At 34.6% G+C, this 25,410-nt stretch carries 25 protein-coding genes and 1 tRNA gene; 11 read left to right on the top strand and 15 right to left on the bottom strand.

Translation table 11 applies throughout. From position 1 onward, the window contains the following. Positions 1-6 precede the first annotated feature (6 nt). Positions 7-1,173, bottom strand: a complete 1,167-nt coding sequence (locus AC5YGB_RS01605) for a nucleotide sugar dehydrogenase (protein ID WP_496137543.1) — start codon at positions 1,171-1,173, stop codon at positions 7-9. After that, positions 1,170-2,159, bottom strand: a complete 990-nt coding sequence (gene waaC / locus AC5YGB_RS01600) for a lipopolysaccharide heptosyltransferase I (RefSeq protein ID WP_496137542.1) — start codon at positions 2,157-2,159, stop codon at positions 1,170-1,172. The genes AC5YGB_RS01605 and waaC overlap by 4 nt, the downstream gene beginning before the upstream one ends. Positions 2,160-2,262: 103 nt before the next feature. On the opposite strand from waaC, the gene AC5YGB_RS01595 reads away from it, so the two are divergent. Further along, a complete protein-coding gene (locus AC5YGB_RS01595) occupies positions 2,263-3,930 on the top strand; it encodes a glutamine--tRNA ligase/YqeY domain fusion protein (RefSeq protein WP_496137541.1) in 1,668 nt (555 codons plus the stop codon). Here the strand turns inward: AC5YGB_RS01595 and surE are convergent. From surE to lptG, 5 genes are all read right to left on the bottom strand, one after another. Next, positions 3,924-4,670 carry a 5'/3'-nucleotidase SurE gene (gene surE / locus AC5YGB_RS01590; RefSeq protein WP_496137539.1) on the bottom strand — a complete coding sequence of 249 codons (747 nt, stop codon included), beginning with the start codon at positions 4,668-4,670 and terminating at the stop codon, positions 3,924-3,926. The two genes, AC5YGB_RS01595 and surE, sit on opposite strands and share 7 nt — an antisense overlap. Further along, positions 4,671-6,890, bottom strand: coding sequence for an ATP-dependent Clp protease ATP-binding subunit ClpA (gene clpA, locus AC5YGB_RS01585; RefSeq protein WP_496137538.1), 2,220 nt, complete (start codon positions 6,888-6,890; stop codon positions 4,671-4,673). Between the two features lie 84 nt (positions 6,891-6,974). Beyond that, on the bottom strand, positions 6,975-8,090 hold the full coding sequence (locus AC5YGB_RS01580) for a trimethyllysine dioxygenase (RefSeq protein ID WP_496137537.1): 1,116 nt from the start codon (positions 8,088-8,090) through the stop codon (positions 6,975-6,977). 29 nt (positions 8,091-8,119) lie between these two features. Further along, a complete protein-coding gene (gene clpS, locus AC5YGB_RS01575; protein WP_496137536.1) occupies positions 8,120-8,419 on the bottom strand; it encodes an ATP-dependent Clp protease adapter ClpS in 300 nt (99 codons plus the stop codon). A 3-nt stretch (positions 8,420-8,422) separates the two neighbouring features. Continuing rightward, on the bottom strand, positions 8,423-9,505 hold the full coding sequence (gene lptG / locus AC5YGB_RS01570; RefSeq protein WP_496137535.1) for an LPS export ABC transporter permease LptG: 1,083 nt from the start codon (positions 9,503-9,505) through the stop codon (positions 8,423-8,425). A gap of 47 nt (positions 9,506-9,552) precedes the next feature. Here lptG and guaA point away from each other — a divergent pair, with 47 nt between their 5' ends. Genes guaA through tadA form a run of 3 tightly spaced genes read left to right on the top strand, consistent with a single transcriptional unit; the run spans position 9,553 to position 12,279 of the window. Next, complete coding sequence (gene guaA, locus AC5YGB_RS01565; protein ID WP_496137534.1) at positions 9,553-11,127, top strand: glutamine-hydrolyzing GMP synthase; 1,575 nt, start codon at positions 9,553-9,555, stop codon at positions 11,125-11,127. Between the two features lie 44 nt (positions 11,128-11,171). Continuing rightward, positions 11,172-11,792, top strand: coding sequence for a LysE family transporter (locus AC5YGB_RS01560; protein ID WP_496137533.1), 621 nt, complete (start codon positions 11,172-11,174; stop codon positions 11,790-11,792). Between the two features lie 25 nt (positions 11,793-11,817). Then, positions 11,818-12,279: a tRNA adenosine(34) deaminase TadA gene (gene tadA / locus AC5YGB_RS01555; protein ID WP_496137532.1), complete on the top strand. Its 462-nt coding sequence runs from the start codon at positions 11,818-11,820 to the stop codon at positions 12,277-12,279. Between the two features lie 4 nt (positions 12,280-12,283). Here tadA and fabG read toward each other — a convergent pair whose 3' ends face one another. From fabG to rplU, 4 genes are all read right to left on the bottom strand, one after another. Continuing rightward, positions 12,284-13,024 carry a 3-oxoacyl-ACP reductase FabG gene (gene fabG / locus AC5YGB_RS01550; RefSeq protein ID WP_496137531.1) on the bottom strand — a complete coding sequence of 247 codons (741 nt, stop codon included), beginning with the start codon at positions 13,022-13,024 and terminating at the stop codon, positions 12,284-12,286. Next, the gene (fabD, locus tag AC5YGB_RS01545; protein ID WP_496137530.1) at positions 13,017-13,952 is read right to left on the bottom strand and encodes an ACP S-malonyltransferase; all 936 of its coding nucleotides are present in this window, start codon (positions 13,950-13,952) and stop codon (positions 13,017-13,019) included. Before fabD ends, fabG begins: the two co-directional genes overlap by 8 nt. Positions 13,953-14,028: 76 nt before the next feature. Continuing rightward, positions 14,029-14,286: a 50S ribosomal protein L27 gene (gene rpmA / locus AC5YGB_RS01540; protein WP_020024764.1), complete on the bottom strand. Its 258-nt coding sequence runs from the start codon at positions 14,284-14,286 to the stop codon at positions 14,029-14,031. A gap of 10 nt (positions 14,287-14,296) precedes the next feature. Beyond that, positions 14,297-14,608, bottom strand: a complete 312-nt coding sequence (gene rplU / locus AC5YGB_RS01535) for a 50S ribosomal protein L21 (RefSeq protein ID WP_020028509.1) — start codon at positions 14,606-14,608, stop codon at positions 14,297-14,299. A 120-nt stretch (positions 14,609-14,728) separates the two neighbouring features. Here rplU and AC5YGB_RS01530 point away from each other — a divergent pair, with 120 nt between their 5' ends. Together AC5YGB_RS01530 and AC5YGB_RS01525 are read left to right on the top strand one after the other, a co-directional pair. After that, on the top strand, positions 14,729-15,217 hold the full coding sequence (locus AC5YGB_RS01530) for a peptidylprolyl isomerase (protein WP_496137529.1): 489 nt from the start codon (positions 14,729-14,731) through the stop codon (positions 15,215-15,217). Between the two features lie 37 nt (positions 15,218-15,254). Then, positions 15,255-15,962, top strand: coding sequence for a UDP-2,3-diacylglucosamine diphosphatase (locus AC5YGB_RS01525; RefSeq protein ID WP_496137528.1), 708 nt, complete (start codon positions 15,255-15,257; stop codon positions 15,960-15,962). Here the strand turns inward: AC5YGB_RS01525 and AC5YGB_RS01520 are convergent. Genes AC5YGB_RS01520 through AC5YGB_RS01510 form a run of 3 tightly spaced genes read right to left on the bottom strand, consistent with a single transcriptional unit; the run spans position 15,939 to position 18,668 of the window. Beyond that, complete coding sequence (locus AC5YGB_RS01520) at positions 15,939-17,750, bottom strand: RNB domain-containing ribonuclease (protein ID WP_496137527.1); 1,812 nt, start codon at positions 17,748-17,750, stop codon at positions 15,939-15,941. The two genes, AC5YGB_RS01525 and AC5YGB_RS01520, sit on opposite strands and share 24 nt — an antisense overlap. A 42-nt stretch (positions 17,751-17,792) precedes the next feature. Continuing rightward, a complete protein-coding gene (locus AC5YGB_RS01515) occupies positions 17,793-18,452 on the bottom strand; it encodes a septation protein IspZ (RefSeq protein WP_496137526.1) in 660 nt (219 codons plus the stop codon). Positions 18,453-18,458: 6 nt separating this feature from the next. After that, positions 18,459-18,668 carry a PP0621 family protein gene (locus AC5YGB_RS01510; protein ID WP_496137525.1) on the bottom strand — a complete coding sequence of 70 codons (210 nt, stop codon included), beginning with the start codon at positions 18,666-18,668 and terminating at the stop codon, positions 18,459-18,461. A 79-nt stretch (positions 18,669-18,747) separates the two neighbouring features. On the opposite strand from AC5YGB_RS01510, the gene AC5YGB_RS01505 reads away from it, so the two are divergent. Continuing rightward, positions 18,748-19,665 carry an alpha/beta fold hydrolase gene (locus AC5YGB_RS01505; RefSeq protein ID WP_496137524.1) on the top strand — a complete coding sequence of 306 codons (918 nt, stop codon included), beginning with the start codon at positions 18,748-18,750 and terminating at the stop codon, positions 19,663-19,665. 82 nt (positions 19,666-19,747) lie between these two features. Next, positions 19,748-19,836: transfer RNA gene (locus tag AC5YGB_RS01500), tRNA-Leu, on the top strand. 12 nt (positions 19,837-19,848) lie between these two features. On the opposite strand, the gene AC5YGB_RS01495 is transcribed toward AC5YGB_RS01500, so the two are convergent. Beyond that, a complete protein-coding gene (locus tag AC5YGB_RS01495) occupies positions 19,849-21,270 on the bottom strand; it encodes an FAD-linked oxidase C-terminal domain-containing protein (protein ID WP_496137523.1) in 1,422 nt (473 codons plus the stop codon). A 178-nt stretch (positions 21,271-21,448) separates the two neighbouring features. On the opposite strand from AC5YGB_RS01495, the gene AC5YGB_RS01490 reads away from it, so the two are divergent. From AC5YGB_RS01490 to AC5YGB_RS01480, 3 genes are all read left to right on the top strand, one after another. Further along, a complete protein-coding gene (locus tag AC5YGB_RS01490) occupies positions 21,449-22,822 on the top strand; it encodes a solute carrier family 23 protein (protein ID WP_496137522.1) in 1,374 nt (457 codons plus the stop codon). Between the two features lie 332 nt (positions 22,823-23,154). Next, entirely contained in the window at positions 23,155-24,243 is a 1,089-nt protein-coding gene (locus tag AC5YGB_RS01485) for an ABC transporter ATP-binding protein (RefSeq protein ID WP_065353723.1), read from the top strand. A gap of 30 nt (positions 24,244-24,273) precedes the next feature. Next, positions 24,274-25,359 (top strand): extracellular solute-binding protein, encoded by a 1,086-nt coding sequence (locus AC5YGB_RS01480; RefSeq protein ID WP_496137521.1) that lies wholly within the window; start codon positions 24,274-24,276, stop codon positions 25,357-25,359. Positions 25,360-25,410: the final 51 nt, after the last annotated feature.

The following is a 25,410-nucleotide window of genomic DNA, read 5'->3' as shown; positions in this document are numbered from 1 at the left end:
AACAAATTAATCATGGTTAAAAAGATCTCTTGTGTATATTTTTTCTTTTACATCTTTAATTTCATCACTCATTCGGTTTGCAATAATTACATCTGAAATTTGTTTAAAATCATCTAAATTTTTAATTACCTTTGAATTATAGAAACTTTTTTGAGCTAAAACTGGTTCATATACAACCACCTTGATGCCTTTTGCCTTTATTCGCTTCATGATCCCTTGAACTGAAGACTCTCTAAAATTATCAGAGTCAGTTTTCATAATTAGCCGAAAAACTCCTACAACTTTTGGATTTTTTTTGATAATTGAGTCAGCAATGAAATCTTTCCTAGTGGAGTTAGCATCCACAATTGCACTTATTAAACTATTAGGAATATTTTTATAGTTTGCTTTGAGTTGTTTTGAATCTTTAGGTAAACAATAACCGCCATATCCAAAAGATGGATTGTTGTAATAATTACCTATTCTTGGGTCTAAGCCAACTCCCTTAATAATTTCTTCAGAATTTAACTTATGCGATTCAGCAAAAGAATCAAGTTCATTAAAATATGCAATACGCATAGCTAAATAGGTATTTGAAAAAAGTTTAATAGCTTCTGCTTCTGAAGACTCAGTTAGCAAGACCTCAACATCTTTTTTTAAAACAACTTCTTTTAACAACTCTAAAAAAATTTTTGCTTTATTAGATTTTGAGCCAACGACTATTCGTGATGGATATAGGTTATCAAAAAGCGCCCTTCCTTCTCTCAAAAATTCAGGAGAAAATATGATATTGTTATGTTTTAGTTTTCTTTTAATGTTTTCTGTAAAGCCAACTGGAACAGTCGACTTAATAATTATCAAGGCATTAGGATTAATATTCTTTATATCTAAAATGAGAGACTCAACTGATTCTGTATCAAAGTAATTTGTATCTTCATCGTAATTAGTGGGTGTTGCTATAATCACATAGTCAGAATTGGAAAATGCTTTTCTTTTATCCACAGTTGCAGATAAATTTAGCTTTTTATTTAAAAGGTAGTCTTCAGCTATAGCATCAATAATAGGTGAAGTTTTATTGTTCAATTTATCAACTTTTTTGGAACTAACATCAAAAGCAATAACCTCATTCTTTTGAGACAAAAGAATTGCATTTGATAAACCAACATACCCTATTCCTGCTACGGTAATTCTCATGAATTAATATTTAATAAATTTTCTGACATTTTAACAATATCATTGACTCTTATATCCTTAATAGAAAAGTCTTTTTTATTTAACTTCCAATGATTAATCTTAGAGTGCGACTTTATGGCTAAGTTAGTATCAGTTTGAAACAACCTTTCTACTGGAGTTGGGCCAAAAATAATTACAGAGGGTATGTTAAGAGCCCATGAAATATAAGAAGGACCAGTATCATTCCCAATTAACAAACTTGAATGATTAACAACATACTTTAATTCATCTAAGTTTAACCTAGGCATACTTTTAATGTACTTTGATCGAGCCTCAATCCATTCTGCCTTTTTTCTCTCATCATCGGTCCCCCAAACAACTAAACATGGTTTTTTAAGGGCATTAGCAATTTTGATAAATTTTTCCTTAGGATAATTTCTACTGTTCCAAGTTGAGCCAACAACAAAAACTACATATGTACATTTAGGAACCGAAACCTTACTTTTAGAAAATAAATAAGCTTCTTTACTATTTAAATCATCAAGCGTAATTTTAATATTAAGTGCTTCAGAGGCTAATTTAGCATATCTTACAATAGTATTTTTATCATAACCAATATTAACCTTTTGGTTGTAAACTAATGAAGCAAATCCCTCTCTAGCCGAGTGCCAATCGAATCCAACTATTTTTTTAGTAGAAATACACCTAGCAACAATAGCAGTTTTAATCAATCCTTGAAAATCAATGACTAAATCATAATATCCAAACTTTTTTATTTTAGCTAATTCAAGTAATAGTAGCTTTAAAGACTTATTTTTTTTAATTTTTTGAAAATTTACAGTATGAATTTGATTTATATCTGGATTACCCTCTAGAATCCCTTTAAATCTTTTTTCTACTATCCAATCGATTTCTAAATTAGGTTGATATTTTTTTAAAAATTGTAAAACAACCATAGTGTGAATTATATCGCCAAGCGATGAAAGTTTAACAATTGCTATTTTCATTTAAACTATTTTACAATGGCATTCACTTTCATAGCACTTCATATTAAATTAAGGGTTTAATGATATAATTGCATTAGTTAAATTCTCTTTTAATTTTAAAAATATGGACCACCATTACAAGAAAATAAAGACAGCTAATTTCATTACAAATATTATTGATGAGGATCTTTTAAAAGGGAAATATTCTGAAGTTATAACTCGCTTTCCTCCTGAGCCAAATGGTTACCTTCATATTGGTCATGCAAAGTCAATATGTTTGAACTTTGGTATAGCATCGAGCTATGATGGGTTTTGTAATTTAAGATTTGATGACACTAACCCATCAAAAGAAGACATTGAATATGTTAATTCTATAAAAAAAGATGTGAATTGGTTGGGTTTTAGTTGGAAAAATGAAGTTAAATTTAGCTCTAGTTATTTTGATGTTTTCTATGAGTGTGCAAGAGAATTAATAAAAAAAGAATTAGCATACGTCTGTTTTTTGAGTCCTGAGAAAACACGTGAGTACCGAGGCACTCTCAAGCAACCTGGTAAAGATAGTCCATATAGAAATTCAAGTGCTAAAGAAAACTTTAAACTTTTTGAGAAAATGAAATTAGGTGAATTTAAGGAAGGTGAATGCGTTCTTAGAGCAAAAATTGACATGACCTCAAGCTTTATGTGCATGCGTGACCCCACTTTATATCGTATTCGCTTTGTATCACATCATCAAACTAAAGATGACTGGTGCATCTATCCAATGTATGATTTTGCTCACTGTCTTGGAGATGCAATTGAAGGAGTAACTCATTCCATCTGTACATTAGAATTCCAAGATAATCGAAGAATTTATAATTGGACTTTAGAAAATATAGATAAATTTAATAATGATAATAGACCTCATCAATATGAGTTTTCTCGCCTAAATCTTGAGTTCGCTACCACTTCAAAAAGAAAACTAAAACTTCTTGTTGATAATAATCATGTTTCAGGCTGGGATGATCCCAGAATGCCTACAATTTCTGGACTAAGAAGAAGAGGCTATACTCCAAAATCAATCAGAGATTTTTCAGAAAGAATAGGCGTTTCAAAAGTTAACAGCCTTACTGATATTTCGATTTTAGAGTCTTCAATTAGAGATGATTTAAATAAATTCGCACCTCGTGCAATGGCAGTAATTAATCCAATAAAAATAATTATTGAAAACTACCCTGAAGGAAAAATTGAATCTCTAGCTGCCCCAATTCATCCTCAAAACGAAGAAATGGGCACTAGGGAAATATTCTTTGGTCGAGAAATATATATTGATAAGCAAGACTTTAAAGAAGTATCACCAAATAATAAATATAAGCGCCTAGCTATTAATAAAGAAGTACGTCTTAGAAATTCATATATCATAAAGGCATCTCATTTTGATTGTGATCAAGAAGGAAATATAATTACTATTTACTGTACTTATGATCCAGAGACTTTAGGGAAAAATCCTATTGATGGACGAAAAGTTAAGGGCGTTATTCATTATGTTGAATCCAGTAAAGCTATTAGTGCTGAATTTAAAATTTATGACCGCCTATTCTTAAACTCAGATCCTTCTAAATTTGATGATATGTCTTCAGCCCTTAATCCAAACTCACTAGTTATAGAAAATGGTTACGTTGAGCACTCTCTTCAAAACGCAGAAGCAGAAAAAGCATACCAATTTGAACGAGAGGGTTACTTTTGTCGGGATAGCAAACTTGAGGGAATAGTATTTAATAAAACTGTTGGACTTAGAGATGCTTGGAATCAATAATCAATATCTTTAAGCCACTCTGAGACTTGTTTAAGTTCTGAATATTTTGTTAAATCAATCTGAAGAGGTGTGACAGATACGAAGTTGTTAGAAATGGCATGAAAGTCTGTACCTTCTCCATTATCAGCCTCTTTGCCATTTTCTCCAATCCAGTATAGAGATGGATCTTTTAAATCTTGAATGCTCGGCTCAGACTTATGCCGATTTCCTAAACGCGTGCTCTTAATTCCCTTAATTTCACCCATTTTAATATCAGGGACATTAACATTAATAATGGTATTTTGAGCAAGTGGTGCTTTATCAATTTGTGCAACAAGCAACTTAGCAATATCTCCAGCTGTCTCAAAGTGTTTACATTCCCAGCTAGCTAAAGATAATGCAATAGAAGGAAGTCCTAAAAATCGCCCCTCTATCGCTCCAGCAACTGTACCAGAATAAATAACATCATCTCCCAGATTAGCACCAAAATTAATACCAGTGACAACTAAGTCAATTGACTCTTTAATAAAACCACATAAAGCTAGATGTACGCAATCACTTGGAGTTGCATCAACCGCATAAACATTCTTTTCAATTTGAATTGGCTTTAATGGCTTACCTATAGTCAAAGAACTACTAGCAGCTGATTTATTTTCGCTAGGAGCAATAATTATAACTTCTGCAATTTCACTGAGTGATTTCGCAAGCTGAATAATTCCCTCAGCTTGATAACCGTCATCGTTACTTATAAGAATTCTCATTTATGAGATAGATAGGGTAATTTTATCTTTATTAACACCAACTTTAACTGTACCACCTTGACTTAGCTTCCCAAATAAAAGTTCATCAGCTAGTGGCTTACGAATCTCTTTTTCAATTAACCTTATCATTGGCCTAGCACCCATTTTAGAGTCATAACCATTTTCTGCAAACCATTTTCGGGCATTATCAGAAACAATTAAAGAGACATTTTTTTGCTCAAGAACATCTTCAAGCTCAAATATGAACTTATTAACCACATAAACAACTACATCTTCACTTAATGAATTAAAGTAGATAATTTCAGAAAGTCTATTTCTAAATTCAGGTGTAAAAGTTTTTTTAAGCTCACCCTCATAATCTAATGAATGATCTTGTTCATTAAATCCTATTGATGCTCTTTGAACATTTTGAGCACCGACATTAGATGTCATTACAAGAATAACATTACGGAAATCAACTTCACGCCCATTAGCATCAGTCAGCATTCCATGATCCATAACTTGCAAAAGAAGATTAAAAATATCTGGATGAGCTTTTTCTATTTCGTCGAGTAAAAGAACTGCGTAAGGATTTGAATTTACTGCCTCAGTTAAAAGTCCACCTTCATCATATCCAACATAACCTGGAGGTGAGCCAATTAGTTTTGAAATTGAATGTCTTTCCATATATTCAGACATATCAAAACGCAATAACTTAACACCCATTATTCTTGATAGTTGCTTACAAATTTCAGTTTTTCCAACACCAGTTGGCCCCGCAAATAAAAATGAGCCCATTGGTTGTTCAACTGGAGACAATCCTGATCGTGAAAGCTTAATAGCAGTTGATAATGAATCTACAGCATTGTCCTGTCCAAAAACACCAAGCTTTAAATCTTTCTCAAGATTCTGAAGTTGAGACTTATCATCACTGTTCACTTGTCTAGATGGAATACGCGCAAGTTTAGCTACAATATTTTCAATATCAGAAACTCCAATATTAATCTTACGTTTTGATTTAGGCATAATTTGTTGCAAAGCACCAACCTCATCAATAACATCAATTGCCTTATCTGGAAGACGCCTATCTCCCATATGTCGATGAGTTAGTTCAGCGGCAGAAGCAAGAGCGGCGGATGAGAATTTAACCTTATGATGAGATTGATAATACTTCTTTAAACCATGAAGAATCTTAATAGTGTCTTCTACAGAAGGCTCTTCAATATCAATCTTTTGAAAGCGCCTAGCAAGAGCATGATCTTTTTCAAAAACTTTTCTATACTCTTCATAAGTTGTGGAGCCAATACATTTAAGTGTGCCATCTGCCAATGCTGGTTTTAGCAAGTTAGAGGCATCCAAAGAACCTCCAGAGACACTTCCTGCACCGATGAGAGTATGAATTTCATCAATAAAAAGAACAGCATTTTTGTCTTTTTCAAGATCAGTTAAAACCGATTTAAGACGTTTTTCAAAGTCCCCTCTATATTTTGTACCTGCAATTAATACACCAACATCTAACGAATAAATTGTCGTTTGCTTTAGGACATCAGGAACCTGGCCATCAACGATTCTTTTAGCAAGCCCTTGAGCAATAGCGGTCTTTCCAACTCCGGCTTGTCCAACAAATAGAGGATTATTTTTTCTACGTCTCGACAAAACTTGGACTGTTCTCAAGACCTCTTCTTCCCTTCCAAGCAATGGATCAATTTCACCTAATCTAGCCTTTTCACAAAGATTGCTGGTAAAGGTTTCAAGTGAAGAAGGTTTTGATGACTTCTCAACTTCAACTTTTTTAGTTTCTTCAGGTGGAGTATCAGCTAATTGAGAAGAAATCCCTTCCATTACATCCAGCCTAGAAATATTATTTAGCTTAAGCATATATACAGCATGTGATTCTTTTTCAGAAAAAATACTAACAAAAACATTCATAGCATTGACAGAATTTTTTTGCGCAGATTGCGCTTGATAAACACTGCGCTGCAAAACCCTTTGAAAGCCAACTGTTGGAACAATATCAATTTCTGCATCTTCAGAAATAATAGGTGTATGAGAATCTATATACTGCTCGAGCTCTGCTCTCAGCTCATCAATATTTACTCTTTTCTCTCTTAGAAATGCAATTACCTCATCCATATTAAGAAGAGCCAATAAAAGATGCTCAACAGTAACAAACTCAAGGCGACGATTTCTCGCCTCAGTCATTACCATGTTTATTTCTTGCTGCAGACCTTGTTCAATCATAGAATATTATTTAACTTTAACTTTAAGCTCAATTTTAACATCTCTAAAACAAATTTGATTCAAAAAAAAATTCAGTTTATGTGGTTAATTATCTTTCTTAATTAACCTCAACCTACTTTCAAAATCTTCACGATTATGATAGCCACCGCAAAGTTGTCGATATCCAGTTAATGAAGATCGCGCATGAAGCACTCTCCAGTTATCAAAAGTTAAAACTTTACCAGGTTCCAACATAAACTGAAATTGGCGATTTTTATCATTAGCAAAATTATGAAAAACCTTGTAAGCCTCATAAAATTGATGCATTGATTTATTATCGAGTCTAAATGGCGCTCTGTCATGATTATTAAAACTGACTTGAACAACTTTTCCCTCATTATTTAGTCTAAATAAAGGCCTCTTAGCCTCTAAATATGTATCAGTCTTAATATATCTGCCAGGTATGTTGATCTTAGAGAGTATTTTAAAAAATTCAGGATATTCAATTCTCATTTTTTCAGCAATTGCAAGCCCATCCACTAACTGATTTTCACCACCAATTGAATTTTTCTTTAAACAGTGAAGTGTTTGCAGACCTGGAGCATCATGAACATAGGTTCCATCAGTATGAGGTTCAATTGAAAGCGATGTGAAGGCAGTATCGTCTGGGTCTTCAAGCTTATTATCCCAAACAGAGAAACCTCCAAAAATTGAATTTCTTACATAAGCCATTCTCTCCATTAGCTCTTTTGTTGCATTAGCTGTAGCTGGTGTTTCAGTTACCAAAACAAAGCCATTTGTTTTTATGTGATTAAGCCATTTGTTTAACCCTTCATCAGCTATAAACTCATCATAAGACATTTCTGGAAAAAATTTAATATCACTAGCTGAATTCCAATATGATTTATCACTTAAAGCTTGTGCAGATGGCGAACTGACTGTTGACATAGAATGAAGCAAATCAAACGAAATAAAGCTTTCAGTATTATCTGACCACTTAACAATTATAATTTTTTTATTTTGATCAATATCTGCCCTACTTATTGAATTATCTGGCGACTCGCTAAACACATCAATTTGGCGCTGCTTTGAGTCTGGATGAAGATCAATCTCATTCTCACTATGATCTCTTAACCAGAGCCACGGAAAACTGCTAATAGTACCATTATCCCAATAAATATTTAAACCATCATTCTTAGGTTTGATTGATTGAATTGACATAATAAAAACTCCTAAAAATTAATCTAAAACTAAGCTGCTACTTCCCTGAGAACTGACATTAGTGGCTGATCCATTTTACGAGAGTACTCAATAACCTGAGATACTTTAGTTTGGGCAACATCATACGAATATGTTCCACAAACTGCCTCACCATCAATATGTATTTTAAGCATTATTGCTTCTGCCGCTAGAAACTCTTTATGAAAAAACTTTCTTAACACTTCTACTACAAATTCCATCGAAGTATAGTCATCATTTAATAAAAGGACATCATAATAGTTAGGAAGCTTAAGCTTTTGATGTGAAGTCTTTATTTCAGCCTGTGACATTTTTTATCGAATTGATTTTTTTACCAATATAATAATTGCAATTAACATTAATACCAAAGGTGGAGCGAAAGAACTAATCAATGAGCTAATATCAAAACTCAATGCTATCGCCCCACCAATTCGAGATATAAGCTCAAATGACAAGCCAATTGAAACTCCAAAAAAAATTTTTCTACCAAGAGTTGCATCTCTAGTAGATCCAAATATAAATAACATAGCTAGCAAAATCATAGCAACAAGTGTTAATGGCTTTACAAGTCTTTTATTTAACTCCACCTCAAATATATTAGCCCTTAACTTATTATCTTTTAAAAATTGAATTTGCTTAATAATGCTGAAAGTTGAGAGATCTTTTGGTTCTTTTTCAAGACTATCAATTAAATCTTGATCAAAAGCAACTATCTTTTTGTATAAATTACGCTCTTTTGTATTAATATCTTCAAAAATATTCCTAGAATTTATGGAGAAAATATTTGTCAAATCCATTTCAAGTGTTTGACCATCAAATATTGCACTTTCAGACTCAACAATTCTCTCAACTTTATTAGAATTATTAACTTCAATAACTGTTATTCCATTAAATAAACTTCCATCAACATTATTTTCTACATTGATAAAGCTATCTCCATCCCTAATCCAAAATCCATCTTGGCTTTTTGACAAAGTATTTTGACCTAAAGCTTTAGCTCGTTGAATTTCAGCATAATTAGTTAGAATTGGTGCGATTGCTTCACCAATAACAATTACTACAGTTAAGAAAATAAGTGCATTTTTAAGAGTAACCCAAGTAATTTTCAAAATAGAAATACCTGAGGCCCTTAAAATAATCAACTGGCCAGTCGTTGCAAGATGCCCCATACCTAAAACACATCCAAGTAGTATTACTGGAGAGACTTGTTCATATGCCACTTCTGGCATCTGCAATATGATATATTTAATCGCTTCAAGAATCGTATAGTCAAGAGTTCCAACACTATTAAGCTCAGATAAAAAATTAAAAAAACCATAAATACTTAACCAAACTAAAAGAACAACTAGTGAATAAGTTAAAAGAGTTTTAGCAATGTAACGATCTTTAATTTTCATTAAAATAACAACTATAAATAAATAATTTTCAACTGCAAGTTTTCATTATGCCAAACATACATCATCATAAAATCCTAATTCTAGATTTTGGCTCTCAGTACACACAGTTAATTGCACGAAGGATAAGAGAGATTGGGGTATATTGCGAACTACTTCCTTATGATGTTAGTCCACATTTTATTGAAAAATTCAATCCCAGTGGAATTATTCTTTCTGGAGGTCCTGACTCTGTAAAAGATAAAAAATCAGCAAGAGCTCCCAAAATTGCATTTGATCTTGAAGTTCCCATTTTAGGAATTTGTTATGGCATGCAGACAATGGCGATTCAGTTAGGAGGAGATGCAAAAAGTGCAGAAAAAGCTGAGTTTGGTTTTGCCAAAATTCGTGCTAGAAATCACTCTAAACTCTTGACTGAAATAAATGATGAGACAAATTCTGATGGTAATGAATTTCTTAATGTCTGGATGAGTCATGGTATTGAAGTGACAAAGTTACCACCTGGATTTGAACTTATTGCATCCTCTGATAACTGCCCTATAGCTGGTTTTGCAAATCATGAAAAAAATTATTACGGACTTCAATTTCATCCTGAGGTCACTCATACAAAAAAAGGGATCCATATTCTTGAAAGATTTATTACTGATATTTGTCAATGTGAAAAAAAATGGACTACAGAGAGTATTATTGAAAATCTTATTAAAAAAATTAAAGTCCAAGTTGGTCAACAAAAAGTTCTATTAGCTCTTTCTGGTGGTGTTGACTCTTCTGTGGTAGCTGTTCTTCTTCAAAAAGCTATTGGCGATCAACTTACATGCGTTTTTGTTGATAATGGATTACTAAGGCTCAATGAAGGTGACGAAGTAATGAATACCTTTAGTGAAAACTTGGGAGTGAAAGTTATTAGAGCTAATGCTCAGAAGTATTTTTTTAATGCATTGTCAAATGAAAGCAACCCTGAACTTAAAAGAAAAATTATAGGGAATGCATTTGTTGAAATTTTTAAAGAAGAGTCTGAAAAATTAAAAAATGTTAATTTTCTAGCTCAAGGCACTATTTATCCTGATGTTATTGAATCAGCAGGTGCTGCATCAGGCAAGGCTAAAGTAATTAAATCTCATCATAATGTTGGTGGTCTTCCAGAAGACTTACAATTTGAGTTAGTTGAGCCACTCAAGGAGCTATTTAAGGATGAGGTAAGAGAAATAGGATTAAAGCTTGGCCTTCCTAAGAAAATGCTTTATCGCCATCCATTCCCTGGGCCAGGACTTGGTGTAAGAATTTTAGGGCCAATTAAAGAAGAGTTTGCTGAGATTCTCAGGAAAGCTGATCATATTTTTATGGAAGAACTCAATAATCAAAAGCTTTATGATGCAGTTGACCAAGCCTTTGCAGTCTTCCTTCCAGTTAAATCAGTAGGAGTTACTGGAGATGAAAGAAGATATGATTATGTTATAGCGCTTCGTGCTGTCCAAACAGTTGACTTTATGACTGCAAGATGGGCAAGACTTCCGTATGATTTTTTAGATCATGTTTCTAATCGCATTATGAATGAAATTTCTCGAGTCTCTAGAGTGGTCTATGATATTTCTGGTAAGCCTCCATCAACTATTGAGTGGGAATAATTTGAAAATCAATTTTTGGTTTATCACAACATTATATCCTTGAAATGTTATCAGCTTTTTTAACAGGCCTCTTTCTTGGACTTTCATTAATTGTTGCTATTGGAGCACAAAATGCTTATGTAATAAGATCAGGAATACTTAAAAATCATATATTTTATATAGCTTTATTTTGTGCAATTTCTGACAGTCTACTAATTATTCTTGGAATTGCAGGTATTTCATTTTTTTTAAAAGATTTTATTAATGAATTTTCAAACATAATTTTCGGTTTTTCTGCTGTATGGCTTTTTAGCTATGGATTATTAAGAATTCGCTCAGCATTAATTTACAATTCTATTACTGTTAATAATATCCCTAAACCAAGTAGTCTGCTAAAAGCAATCTCAATTGTAGCAGTTTTTACTTTTGCAAATCCTCATGTGTATCTTGATACAATGATTCTTATTGGATCAGTATCTCAACAATTCTTAGATATAAATAGAATTTACTTTGCAATTGGAGCTTGTACTGCTAGCTTTATTTGGTTTTTTACTATCGCCTATGGGGCTAAATTACTAGCTCCAATTATGCAAAAACCTTCGCACTGGAGAACTCTTGATCTATTGATAGCATTAATTATGTTTGTGATTGCTTTTAATCTTGCTTCGCAAGGTAATTGGATTTGAAAATATGTTTTGGAAAAATTAATCTATGAGTAAAGATGAAAAATGGATGCAAATTGCCTTAAATGAAGCTAATTTAGCTATGGAAGAAAATGAAATTCCAGTTGGTGCAGTCCTTGTTAAGAATGATAGATTAATTGCCCAATCGCACAATCAACCAATCAAAACAAATGATCCTACTGCTCATGCTGAAATCCAACTTCTCAGAAAAGCTGGTGTACAACAAAAAAATTATAGATTAATCGGGTCTACGATTTATGTAACTCTTGAACCATGTACTATGTGTTTTGGTGCAATGATTCACGCTCGCATTGAAAGAATTGTATTTGGTGCATCGGATTTTAAAACTGGAGTTTGCGGGTCATGCATTAACCTTAATAAAGAAAACTTTTTTAACCACAAGATTTCTATAACTGGTGGAGTTCTTGAAAACGAAAGCAGTGAGTTATTAAAATTATTTTTTAAATCAAGAAGAGATAACCAAAACTAACGTTTTAAACTGTATACATTCCACCATTAACATGGAGGGTTTGTCCAGTAATATAAGATCCGCCATCCCCTGCTAAAAATAAAACCGCATTTGCAACTTCATCAGCAGTTCCTAATCTTCCCATAGGTATCTGCGATGCTAAGGCTTCCTTTTGATCATTGGGCAAGTTATCTGTCATGTCAGTTTCAATAAACCCAGGCGCTATTGCATTCACAGTTATCCCCCTAACTCCAACTTCTCTTGCCAATGACTTTGTAAAGCCTATCATTCCTGCCTTAGCTGCTGCATAATTTGATTGTCCGGCATTTCCCATAGCTCCAACGACTGAAGTAATTGAAATAATTCTTCCTGAACGGTTTTTAATCATCCCTCTTAATACAGATTTTGACATCTTATATACTGAAGAAAGATTTGTGTCAATAATATCCTCCCATTCATCATCTTTCATTCTAAGAAGGATATTATCTCTGGTAATACCAGCATTATTAATCAGAATATCAATAGGCCCAAATTCTTCATTTACAGTCTTAACTAGACTAGCAATTTGTTCATTATCAGTTACATTTAGTTTTATACCTTTACCAGATATTTTTTTGTCAACAAAAACTTTTGAAATGTTTTCAGCGCCAGATTCAGTAGTCGCTGTTCCAATTACAGTTGCTCCATCTCTACCCAAAGTTAAAGCAATTGCTTTGCCAATACCTCTAGAAGCTCCAGTTACAAGAACTAATTTTCCATCAAGCATTTGATATCTCCTCGATTGTAGATTTTAATGAACCAACATCTATTATAGCTGAAGCACTTAAAGATTTATCAATACGCCTTGTAAGTCCTGTTAAAACCTTACCAGGTCCAACTTCAATCAGTTTCTCTACACCTGAATCTTTCATTTTATTTACAGATGAAGCCCAGAGAACTGGCATATGAAGCTGCTCCACTAACTTAGCCTTTATATCTTTTATATCTCCTGCATAATCTGCATCAACATTATGGATCACTTTAACATTTACAGCCTTAAGATCAACAAACTCTATATAAGTTTTAAATTTATCTGCGGCATCTTTCATTAGGGAACAATGAGATGGAACACTAACTGGAAGAACCAAAGCACGCTTCGCTCCAGCTTCTTTCATAAGTTCACAAGCATGGGCAACTGCATCTTTTTCACCAGCAATTACGACCTGGCCTGGAGAATTAAAGTTAACTGCTTCAACTACACCCTTCTCACTAGCTTTTTGACATATTTCAATAATTAGAGCATCTTCAAGTCCGAGTATTGCTGCCATTGAACCTGTCCCAGTTGGAACAGCAGCTTGCATTAACTCACCTCTTTTTCTAACTAATTGAATCGCATCATAAAAACTCATAGCACATGATGCTACTAATGCAGTGTATTCCCCTAAACTATGTCCAGCCATAGAAATAGGAGACAGGTTAGTCTCTTGTGACAACACTTTATAAGTTGCATACCCCGCAGCAAGCATAACAGGCTGGGTGTTTTCAGTAAGATTAAGCGCCTCTTGATCTTGATTTAGAATCTTCCAGAGATCAACACTAATAGAGTCACTTGCCTCCTGAAAAACTTCACCTACAACTGAAAAGTTGCTATGTAGATCAGACAACATTCCTAGAGATTGTGATCCTTGACCGGGAAAAACGATTGAATATTTCATAATGAATTAAATTATAAATGAGATTATTAATAAAAAAGCGCCTGAAGGCGCTTTTTTATTAATAAATATCTAACAATTATGCAGTTTGAATTGAGACATATTGACGATTAAATTTGCCTTTCTTTTCAAATTGGACTTTTCCATCAGCAACTGCAAATAATGTATCGTCTTTCCCTTTCTTGACATTAGTTCCAGGATGGAACTTTGTACCTCTTTGGCGAACAAGAATATTTCCTGCAAGAACTGCTTGACCACCAAAACGTTTAACACCAAGTCTTTTAGATACCGAATCTCTACCGTTATTAGTACTACCGCCAGCTTTTTTATGTGCCATAGATTACTCCTTATGCTTTAATTTTATCGATCTGTACTTCTGTGAACAACTGACGATGTCCTTGTTGCTTCATGGAGTGCTTACGACGTTTAAATTTTAGAATATGTACTTTTTTACCTTTACCCTGAGAAATGACTTTAGCTTCGACAGTTGCCTTTGCAACGAGCGGCGAACCGACCTTAACTTTGTCACCATCTGCAACCATCAACACCTCGTCAAAGGTAACTTTCTTTCCAGGCTCGACTTCAAGCTTTTCAATCTTTAGTGTTTCACCTTCAGATACTCGGTACTGCTTGCCACCTGTTTTAATTACTGCGTACATAACAAATCCTAATATGATTGTTAAAAAAAAGAATGAATTATACTTGAACACTGCTCTTAATGAAAGTAGTGTTAACTAAATAAGTTATAATTCCATCTTTTAAATTAACTGAGATTAAACATGATTATTTTAGAGACCAATATGGGTGAAATTCATATTACTGTTGATGCTGAAAAGGCACCAATTACTGCCAAAAACTTCATCGATTATGTTGAAGAAGGGTTCTTTGATGGCACTATTTTTCATAGAGTGATTCCAAACTTTATGATTCAAGGTGGTGGTATGACAGAAGACATGGTCCAAAAGACGACAAAAGCTACAATTGAGAATGAAGCAAAGAATGGCTTAAAGAATGTCAAATATAGTCTTGCTATGGCTAGAACAATGGCTCCACACTCTGCTAGTTCACAGTTTTTTATAAATACAAATGATAATCAGTTCCTAGATTTTCCTGGACAAGATGGCTGGGGATACTGCGTCTTTGGTGAGGTTATCGCTGGTCAAGATATCGTTGATAAGATTGAAAAAGTAGAAACAATCAACCTTGGAGGACATGCTGATGTCCCAGGCGAAGCTGTTATTATTACAAAGGCAACGATACAAGATTAATTTCATTGCGCTAGATAAATTCTAACGCTAATAAAATATGCTGAGTACATTAATCATTTCTGACCTCCATCTAACCAATGTTGAGCTGGATAAGGTCAAGCTGTTTGAAAATTTTTGTAATGAGCATGCCTCAAAAGTTGATCAACTTTTTATCTTAGGTGATCTTTTTAACTCTTGGATTGGGGATGATGTATCCCTATCAAGCTATAAAGTGATCACATCGATACTTAAAGATCTTTCAGAAAAAACAAATGTTTTTGTGATGGCTGGTAATCGTGATTTTTTACTATCAAAAAATTTTGAAAAAGAATCTGGTTGTCAGTTAATCAAAGAACCATTTGAACTCGAGCATAACTCAAAAAAATACCTTCTAATCCATGGAGATAGCCTTTGTACTGACGATATTAACTATCAAAAATTAAAAAAGGTTCTCAGAAGCCCTATCATTCAGTTCATTTTTTTAAATTTATCAAAAAATACTCGCCTTAAGTTAACAGGACAACTGCGAAAGAAAAGTATTGAGGCCCAGGCTTATAAATCTGAAAAAATTATGGATGTTAATCAAAATACAACCGATTTATTGATGTCCAAATACCCTGGCTATGATCTCATTCATGGGCATACGCACAGACAAAATACCCATAATGATTCCAATTACACTAGGCATGTTTTAGGTGACTGGTCGACTCAAAAAGGTAATGCAATAAAGTTAGATAACAAGCTAGAGTGGCTTGAAATCAATTGATCTCTCAAACAAATTACTTGAAATAACCTTCAGCTTAATCTCCTCTTCTAACTCAACTTTTGATTTGAATTTGACTTGAGCAATCATTGCAAGCTCAGGAATTAATACAGAAGCCTTCTGGCCTTTAACTTCAACAATGACGCCCTCTCCTTCCCATTGTTTATTTTGTTTGAAATAAACACACCTGAAGTGCTCAACACTCTGCCTAGTGGCTTTATTGATTTTTGAAACTGACGCATTGACCGCTTTAATTCGCTCTTTGATGTCAGTCTCATTTAGTAAATCATTCTTACTAATAAATCTAACTAATTGTTGCTGAACAAGCAAATCAAGATAACGCCTCATCGGGCTTGTTACCCTTAAATAAGCCTGTAAACCTAATCCTGAGTGTAACGAGTGCTTCACAGATAATTTAGATCTATTGAACCCTCTTGCAGCCTCAAAAGCTTTTGAAGGAGAAAGCTTATTAATATTATTAATAACTTTATCACTGAAATTTCCTGGCTCTTGCGATAGATATGGCATTGATATACTATTCTCAATTGAAAACTCTGCAATGACTCGCCCCGCAAGAATCATCATCTCTGAAACCAAATTTCTGCTCTCACTATCTTTTTGAGGAAAAATATGAACCTTACTATCTTTAAGCTTTATATCAGTATTTGGAAGATTGAGTTGGATCGCGCCATTACCATCTCTATAGGCTTTATGAGCTTTTGCGATTTCATTTAATGCTGCTAAAGTGCTATTTGAATTGATTTCCTCATCAGCTTCCTCATAGCTCATTTTTGTCACTTTAATTTGACTTAAGTAAATTTGTATATCATTGACTTCAAATTCATTGAGCAAGAACCCAATCGAAATAGCGTTTGATAAATGATTAGCTCCGAGTGAACAAGCCTCTGAAAGCATTGGGGGAAGCATGTGAAAAATTTGATCTGGAAGATAAAGATTAGATATCCTTTTCCTTGCGAAAATATCAAGCTCACTATCAATATCTACAAAACTTGCTACATCTGCAATATGAATCCAAACTCTGTCTCCATCGATACTGATTGCATCATCTGCATCACTGGAATAGCTATTATCAATTGCAAGACATGTCAGGTGGGTTAAATCTTTTCTGTCTACCTTGACTGCGTCAAACTCTAAATCTTCATCAGAATAAATTTTATTTCTCTGAGGGTAGGGATTATTGAGCTCTGACCAATAATTGATATTAAGAAGTAATAAGTGGGCATTTTCTGGTAAATTTTCGATTGATAAAGCACTCATTACCTTAGAGTGCTTTGACTGATTTAGGGCGACCTGCTCTACCTCATTAATCCAAAAAATATCATCATCATCAAATAAATTATTTTCTAGGTTTTTAATACACCTATTTAGGCTTTCTTGTTCTAGTGCTTTATCTTTTCTTTGATTCTTAATTGATTGAATTTGCTCTGGAGTTCTAAGAACCAATAAATCCTGATTCCAGTAAAAATATAAACTATCTTCACTCATCAAGTAAACATACCAGGCATTTTGTGGGGTAAAGTCATCGAAAAGCCATTCAGTAATCTCCTGAAGTGGCAATGACTCAGCATCCAAATCGAACAAAATTGAAGCATCTACATCAGGGCAATCTTGGTTGATTGTATTAAATTCAGGATGAATAAGACGAAAATCTTTCTCTCTTACTTTCTGGCTAGTGCCATCTGAAAAAGTGATCTCATATTTATGCGTTGTTGCAGAGACCACTTTTGCTGGTTTGCTTTTATATGCTACAAGTGCCCCTATTTTTGACAAGGATCTCTCCAATTTGAAGATTTAAACTATATAAGAAATTAACTAGGAATCAGTTTGCTTCTCTTTAATGTGCTTACTGAGCATTAATACTGTAATGATGATTAAAACTAAAGTAAGCCCTAAGGTACCAAACAATTTAAAGTTCACCCAAGATTCTTCTGAGCTTTGAGCTATTAAGCAAAGGCTTTCAAGCGGGCTCAGGCTACAGTCTAAATTCTTCAGATCTATCTTAGGATCAACTATTGAACCACTATTTAAGAATAGATTTCTCGCGCTGAGAGCTGTATTGACAAAAAAAGCGTTAATGATGGCAATAATAATAAATCCCAAACTCCAAAACCAAGTTAAATTAACCCATGTGTTTCTGGGCAACTGAAGCTCCTTTCCCATCATTCTTTCAAGTAAAGTTTTACTCCCTACATAGTTACTTCCAATCAAAACTAAAGCAAAAATTACATAGAGAACACTCACCTTCCACATTACAAATGCTGGATCTCTGAGAACGATACTAATCCCTCCAAAAACCACAAGAAGAGCAAAAGTGAGAACCTGTGATGTAACAAATTTTCCAGTTGTTACCCTTGAGTACATAATTTGAACAAATGTAGATGCAATCATTGCGTAAATTGCTGCATAAAGTCCATAGTACTTATAAACTATGAAAAATAGAACGATAGGGCCAAAATCTAATAGAAACTTCACTTCAATTTACTCCGCATGCTCTTTTGAGCAGTAATTTTTACCATTTTTAGTAACAACATCAGACTCAGGAACATGAGTATCACAAATGACACAGGCAACCATTTTTTGACCAGCGCCTTTTTGAGATGATCGATTTGAGTTTGAACCCTTTAACCTTTTAATAAGACTAAACCCAGTCCAGCCTAATAACAAAACCAATATTAATTTAATGATCAAAGAAATATCCTTAATAATTGCACTTTAAAATAGTAAATTTTACAGAATTATTTTGCACTCTGAAAGAAAGGCTATATTTATGAAAAGTGAAATTTACCAAAGTCAAACTGGATCTCAAATTAATCTCTACAGTCTTATTCCAAATAGTGAGGTAAGGGCGATCATACATATTTCTCATGGAATGGTTGAGCATGCCCTGAGGTACAAAAGGTTTGCAAATGAACTCTGTAAATCAGGCTATGCAGTCTACACTCATGATATGAGGGGTCATGGTCAGACACTAGCTCATGATGCGCCTCAAGGCGTATTTGCCAAGTTAAACGGCTTTGAGTTAATCCTAGAAGATCAAAATGAAATAGTAAAGCTGGCAAAAAAAAGACACCCTAATAAACCCGTCATTTGCTTTGGGCACTCTCTTGGCTCCATTATTAATTTGAATTTTGCTCTAAAATATCCTGAGCAAGTTAGTGCAATAGCTTGCTGGAATAGTGGAATTGAAACTGGTTTTTTGCCAAGAGCATCTAGAGTTATTCTATCTCTCGAATCAATTTTTAGGAAACCTCAACTACCAAGCCTCTTTGCTTGGAAGCTCTCTTTTGGGGCTTGGAATGCTAAATTTAAACCCAATCGAACTGAATTTGACTGGCTCTCACAAGATGAGAAAGAAGTTGACCTTTATATAGATGACCCCCTTTGCGGTTTTGAAGCATCCATATCAATGTGGAGGGATATCCTTGAGGGTGTTTTTTATGCAGGACATAAAAATAACCTAATAAGATTATCTAATAACCTTCCAGTTCATATTATTGGAGGTGCTGAAGACCCATGCACAAACAATGGAAGGGATATGATTAAACTTGCTACAAAACTTAAAAATCTGGGCATGAAAGATGTCACTAGTTCAATTTTAGAGGGCACTCGTCATGAAACTTTAAACGAAATCAATCGGGATCAAACTACCGCACAATTTATTGAATGGCTTAATGAAAGATTTTAAGATTTTGATAGTAGCTTCCATAACAAATGATAAAAATAATTAATATCGATAGTATATAATTTGCCGTTCTCCAAACATCTCTGCCCGGGTGGTGAAATTGGTAGACACACAGGACTTAAAATCCTGCGGAGGTTAAACTCCGTGCCGGTTCGATTCCGGCTCCGGGCACCATCTTTCTTACTTCTACAAAACCTTACCTGGATTCAAAATATTATTTGGATCAATAGATTTTTTTATCAAGTTCATTAATTCAAATTCAGACTTAGAGCTGTATTTTTTTAATTCCTCTTTTTTTGCAAGTCCAATACCATGTTCAGCGCTATGACTGCCATCAAGTTCATTAGTAATATCATAAAGGGATGTTTTTATTTCATCCTTAAGATGCAAAAATTCATTTATAGTCAATTCTTCAGGTTTAAACAAATAGTAATGAATATTTCCATCTCCTACATGTCCAAAGATGTAAGCTTTAGAATTTTTACAAAGGTCATTACATGCCTTAGTTGTTTTTTTAATTAATGCAGGCAGCATTGATATTGAGACAGATAAGTCAAAGGTAATAAAATCACCATTATTTTTAAGAAGTCCTGGTAGCGACTCACGCAAATTCCAAAACTGGGCAGCTTGAGTTTCATTTGAAGCAACAATAGCATCAATAACACTCCCATCTTCAATTGAACTTGAAATTGCATCCTCCAATAGCATCATTAAATTTTCATTTTTATAACTAGAAGAAAGCTCAATTAATGCATAGTGTTCAAAAAACCTATTAAAAATATTTTTAATTTGTAACTTGTTTAATAATAAGTCAATACAATTCTTATCAATATATTCAAATGCACTGATCCTATCTCCAGTTTTTTCTCTGAAACTCGCAAGAAGGTCAACTGTTGATTCAATATTTGGAATGGCTACAATTGAAGTGACTTTATTTATTGGAATTGGAAATAATTTAATCACTGCTTTAGTAATAATTCCTAATGTACCCTCTGAACCCAAAAATAATTGTTTAAGGTCATAACCTGTATTATCTTTTCTTAAGTTTTTGAGTGAATTAATGATTGAACCATCAGCCAAGACGACTTCAAGACCTAGAACAAGTTCTTTTGCATTACCATAACGAAGCACTCCAGTTCCACCAGCATTGGTTGCTAAATTTCCCCCAATTTGACAAGATCCTTCTGCTGCGAGGCTGAGTGGAAAGAATCGATCATCATTTAAGGCCGCATTTTGCACATTCGACAAAACACATCCTGCCTCAAGAGTCATAGTGTAATTAATTGGATCGGTATGAATGATTTTATTCATTTTTTCCAAAGATATGATAACTTCATTGCCTAGACTACTAGGAGTACTTCCTCCAACTAACCCTGTATTTCCGCCTTGAGGAACTATCGCAACATTATTTTCATTACATATCTTTAATATTTTTGAAACCACCTCGGTATTGCAAGGTTTTAAGATTAGCGGTGACAAACCATGAAATTGATTACGCCAGTCACTTAGATAGGAGTTCATATCATTAACATCATCAATAAAATTATCAATACCAACAATTGACTTTAACTGATCAAGAGTTTCATTAGAAATATTCGATTTATTCATAAATATTGTTTACATATACTTGGAATAACATAGCCTACAATTTTATACCTTTAATTAAAAACTTTCACTGATCAATATAAACGCAGAGTTTATTAAAAACCATAAAAAAATATGTTAATATTTTATTTGTCAACAATTAGTGTTGATAATTATCTTAATAACTTAAAGGGGAGTTAATATGAGTGATTCAGAGTTAATTTACGAACTCGAGGCAGATCCGCCAACTGCTGAAAAGTTCTTTGCCGCACTTCAACACGTGCTTGCAAGTTTTGTTGGTGTTATAACGCCGACCTTAATCATTGGTGGTGCACTTGGACTAGGTGAGCAAATACCTTATCTAATCAGTATGGCGCTGATGGTCTCAGGCGTTGGCACAATCATCCAAGCTAAAAAACCAATGAATGTTGGTGCTGGAATGATCTGTGTCCAGGGAACAAGCTTTGCGTTTCTTAGCTCAGTTCTTGCAGCCGGCTTTTTAGCGAAAGCACAAGGCGGTGGACCAGAGGAAATTCTTGCAATGATTATGGGTGTTTGTTTCTTGGGAGCATTTATAGAAATCGGCTTGAGCCAGTTTCTACCGCAACTCAGAAAACTCATCACACCAATCGTGACTGGAACAGTAATAACAATCATTGGAATCAGCCTCATCAAAGTTGGCTTGACTGATCTAGGTGGTGGACAGTGGTTACTAGATAATAAACCTGAGTTCTGGGGCTCATTATCTAAAATAGCACTTGGCTTTATAGTGATGATCTCAATCATTATTTTGAACCGCTCAAATAATCAATGGATCCGTTTATCTTCAATTGTTATTGGCTTAGTAATTGGATTTATTATTGCCTTAGTCATGGGAGAAGTAAATACAAGTCAAGTATTTGCTGTTCAAGAATCTATAAGCATCCCTATACCATTTAGGTATGGATTTGATTTTGATATTATTGCGTTCATACCTATTGCGCTAATATATGTCATTACAGCCATTGAATCTTCTGGTGATATAACTGCAAACTGCATGATATCCAAGCAAGATGTTAAAGGTGAGGGCTATATCAATCGAATCAAGAATGGTGTCCTAGGTGACGGAGTTAATTCTGCGATTGCTGCAGTTTTTAATACTTTTCCAAATACAACTTTCAGTCAAAATAATGGTGTGATTCATCTGACTGGTATTGCTAGTCGTCATGTAGGTGTGTGGATTGGTGGAATCTTAATACTAATGGGCTTATTTCCCCATGTAGGCTCAATATTAAGGGCACTTCCAGCGTCAGTTCTTGGCGGTGCAACTATCGTGATGTTTGGTACGGTCGCTATTGCGGGAATTAAAATTCTCTCAACAGTTGACATGAACCGTCGAAATATGTTGATCCTAGCCGTTTCATTTGGTATGGGCCTAGGTGTTCTCTTAGTGCCGCAATTTGCTGGCGCTTTAGCGAGCAATATTGGCGGTACATTCGGCAAGCTCATGGGCAGCATCTTTAGCTCGGCAATTACAACGGGTGGTTTAACTGTTTTAATTTTGAGCGCCATTATGGGCGAAAAGGTAGAAGACTAATAACTATTAGTTTTAAAAAGGCGGCTTATAGCCGCCTTTTTTTTATGAATGTTTAATTTATTTTGAAATTATTAAACTATCAATAAATTTTAGAATCAAAATAAATGCATTGCTTTTGTTCCAATATTGGAAACATTCACTCCAATCAATATGGTATATTTCGTTTTAGTGTTGAAGATTTTTGTTGAATTAAGCTCGATTTGCGCTTTACAAAAGGCTTTTATTAAAGTAAATTTGTAGCAAAAGTTTGATGTAATTTTAATCTCTTAAAACCATATAAAGGTGATCAATTTCATCTTGGTATTTTTTTTTTGTTAAAAAAGTGTTTATTTATGAGTAATACAGAACCGTTAGTAAAATTTGAAAACGTTCAAAAAAGTTATGATGGTGAGATACTAGTTGTCAAAGATTTCAACCTAGATGTTGCTCCAGGGGAGTTTGTCACTATGTTAGGACCATCAGGCTCTGGAAAGACGACCTGCCTGATGATGCTTGCAGGTTTCGAACCAACTACAAATGGAACAATTTACTTAAAAGATAAGCCGATCAATAATGTCCCTCCTCACAAAAGAGGCATTGGAATGGTGTTTCAAAACTATGCACTTTTCCCACACATGACGGTTGCTGAGAATTTGGCATTCCCACTAGAAGTTCGCAAAATGGGTAAAGCTGAGAGGGAAGCAAAGGTTAATCGTGCTCTTGATATGGTTCAGCTTGGTGATTTTGGTAATAGACGCCCAATGCAACTATCTGGAGGACAACAACAGCGTGTTGCAGTAGCAAGATCTCTCGTATTTGATCCCGATTTAGTTCTGATGGATGAGCCTTTAGGCGCCCTAGATAAAAATTTAAGAGAGCAAATGCAGTACGAAATTAAACATCTGCATGAGAGTCTTGGATTAACCGTAGTCTACGTTACCCATGATCAAACTGAAGCGCTTACGATGTCAAATCGAATCGCAGTATTTGATGATGGTGTCGTTTTACAGTGCTCTTCTCCAGAGGATCTTTATGAAAAACCTGAAAATGCTTTTGTAGCTAATTTTATTGGTGAAAATAATCGATTGATGGGAACTGTTGAATCCATTGATGGTGATAAGGCAACTGTTAAAACTGACTCAGGAGATATAGTTATAGCCTCAAAGGTTAACGTTAATAAGGCCGGTGACCGAGCTACCTTATCGTTAAGACCTGAAAGAATTATGGTTTCTCCTTCTAAAGGTAAAACCCCAAATACGTATTCAGCCAAGGTAGAAGAATTAATCTATCATGGTGACCATATTCGCACACGCTTTAGTGTGTGTGGACACGACGATTTTATCGTCAAAATTCCAAATTCAATTGATAATGTGACCCTCAAAGAAGGTAAACAAGTTGATATCGGTTGGATGTCGGAGGATTGTCTAGCTTTAGATGGATAAAGTCTAGATTTAACATAAGGAGAAATATAAATGAAAAATGTAATATCAAAAACTCTGGTTGCAAGTGCTATTTCAACAGCGATGTTGGCTGGTGCAGTTCAAGCAGATGTAACTTTGGTTTCTTGGGGTGGTGGCTATTCAGCTTCACAACAAAAAGCCTACGTTGATACTTATTCAAGTGGAAACGTTAACATGATCAGTTACAACGGTGGTCTGGGTGAAGTTCGTGCTCAAGTTGAATCAGGAAACGTTCAATGGGATATCGTTGACGTACTTCCATCTCAAGCTCGTACAGGTTGCGATGAAGGCCTATTTGAAGAGCTAGATAGAAGCATCTTCTTACCTGCACCTGATGGCACACCAATGGACGAAGACTTAATGGTTGACGTTCCAAATGACTGTGTTGTTCCGCAAATTTGGTGGTCATATGTTCCTTTCCACAAAGCGGATACGTTCTCTGGTGAGCAACCTTCTACTATCCAAGACTTCTTTGACGTAGAAAAGTTTCCAGGCAAGCGTGGTGTTCACACTTGGGCTAACGCTATCGTTGAGATGGCTTTGTATGCTGACGGTGTAGCAATTCCTGATATCTATGATGTACTAAGTACTCAAGAAGGACAGGATCGTGCTTTCAATAAACTTGATTCAATCAAAGACCACGTAGTATTTTGGTCTGCAGGCGCTAAGCCACTGGATCTAGTTAACTCTGGTGAGGTATCAATGTCACTAGCCTATAACGGACGTATCGGTGGTGCTGTTCTAAATGACGGTGCTGACTACGTTACTGTCTGGGATGGACAAGTTCTAGAAGAGGAATGGTTAGTGCTTATGAGTGGAGCTCCAAACAGAGCTGCAGCTCTTCACTTCCTAGTACATGCTTCAAGTACTCAGGCACAAGCAGATCAAGCTAAATGGATCAACTATGGTCCTATGCGTCCATCTGCACTTCCAGTTATGCAAGCCGGTGAGCCATGGTTCAATACTGGTGTAAATATCATGGAGCATATGCCTAATACAGATGAGCATATGAAAGGTGGTATCCTTGCTAACCCAGATTGGTGGGCAGACAATGGTCAAGCAGTAAACGACCGTTATGCAGCATGGATGGCTAATTAATTAGCTAACCCGAATACGAGTTTATATATTTAACCTCGTTGAAAACAGGTC

It is taken from the genome of Candidatus Pseudothioglobus sp. uisw_142 (genome assembly GCF_059512465.1).
Note: the sequence above shows the minus strand (reverse complement) of the source record. Positions and strands in the feature narration are given on the sequence as shown.

Excerpts from the sequence above, each read along its gene's own strand:
- AC5YGB_RS01525 (WP_496137528.1), top strand. The coding sequence starts at position 15,255 with ATGCTGAGTACATTAATCATTTCTGACCTCCATCTAACCAATGTTGAG.
- AC5YGB_RS01605 (WP_496137543.1), bottom strand. The coding sequence starts at position 1,173 with ATGAGAATTACCGTAGCAGGAATAGGGTATGTTGGTTTATCAAATGCA.
- clpS (WP_496137536.1), bottom strand. The coding sequence starts at position 8,419 with ATGTCACAGGCTGAAATAAAGACTTCACATCAAAAGCTTAAGCTTCCT.
- AC5YGB_RS01485 (WP_065353723.1), top strand. The coding sequence starts at position 23,155 with ATGAGTAATACAGAACCGTTAGTAAAATTTGAAAACGTTCAAAAAAGT.
- AC5YGB_RS01480 (WP_496137521.1), top strand. The coding sequence starts at position 24,274 with ATGAAAAATGTAATATCAAAAACTCTGGTTGCAAGTGCTATTTCAACA.
- AC5YGB_RS01505 (WP_496137524.1), top strand. The coding sequence starts at position 18,748 with ATGAAAAGTGAAATTTACCAAAGTCAAACTGGATCTCAAATTAATCTC.
- tadA (WP_496137532.1), top strand. The coding sequence starts at position 11,818 with ATGAGTAAAGATGAAAAATGGATGCAAATTGCCTTAAATGAAGCTAAT.
- rpmA (WP_020024764.1), bottom strand. The coding sequence starts at position 14,286 with ATGGCACATAAAAAAGCTGGCGGTAGTACTAATAACGGTAGAGATTCG.
- waaC (WP_496137542.1), bottom strand. The coding sequence starts at position 2,159 with ATGAAAATAGCAATTGTTAAACTTTCATCGCTTGGCGATATAATTCAC.
- clpA (WP_496137538.1), bottom strand. The coding sequence starts at position 6,890 with ATGATTGAACAAGGTCTGCAGCAAGAAATAAACATGGTAATGACTGAG.
- AC5YGB_RS01490 (WP_496137522.1), top strand. The coding sequence starts at position 21,449 with ATGAGTGATTCAGAGTTAATTTACGAACTCGAGGCAGATCCGCCAACT.
- AC5YGB_RS01495 (WP_496137523.1), bottom strand. The coding sequence starts at position 21,270 with ATGAATAAATCGAATATTTCTAATGAAACTCTTGATCAGTTAAAGTCA.
- AC5YGB_RS01530 (WP_496137529.1), top strand. The coding sequence starts at position 14,729 with ATGATTATTTTAGAGACCAATATGGGTGAAATTCATATTACTGTTGAT.
- fabG (WP_496137531.1), bottom strand. The coding sequence starts at position 13,024 with ATGCTTGATGGAAAATTAGTTCTTGTAACTGGAGCTTCTAGAGGTATT.
- fabD (WP_496137530.1), bottom strand. The coding sequence starts at position 13,952 with ATGAAATATTCAATCGTTTTTCCCGGTCAAGGATCACAATCTCTAGGA.
- AC5YGB_RS01595 (WP_496137541.1), top strand. The coding sequence starts at position 2,263 with ATGGACCACCATTACAAGAAAATAAAGACAGCTAATTTCATTACAAAT.
- surE (WP_496137539.1), bottom strand. The coding sequence starts at position 4,670 with ATGAGAATTCTTATAAGTAACGATGACGGTTATCAAGCTGAGGGAATT.
- AC5YGB_RS01580 (WP_496137537.1), bottom strand. The coding sequence starts at position 8,090 with ATGTCAATTCAATCAATCAAACCTAAGAATGATGGTTTAAATATTTAT.
- rplU (WP_020028509.1), bottom strand. The coding sequence starts at position 14,608 with ATGTACGCAGTAATTAAAACAGGTGGCAAGCAGTACCGAGTATCTGAA.
- lptG (WP_496137535.1), bottom strand. The coding sequence starts at position 9,505 with ATGAAAATTAAAGATCGTTACATTGCTAAAACTCTTTTAACTTATTCA.
- AC5YGB_RS01560 (WP_496137533.1), top strand. The coding sequence starts at position 11,172 with ATGTTATCAGCTTTTTTAACAGGCCTCTTTCTTGGACTTTCATTAATT.
- guaA (WP_496137534.1), top strand. The coding sequence starts at position 9,553 with ATGCCAAACATACATCATCATAAAATCCTAATTCTAGATTTTGGCTCT.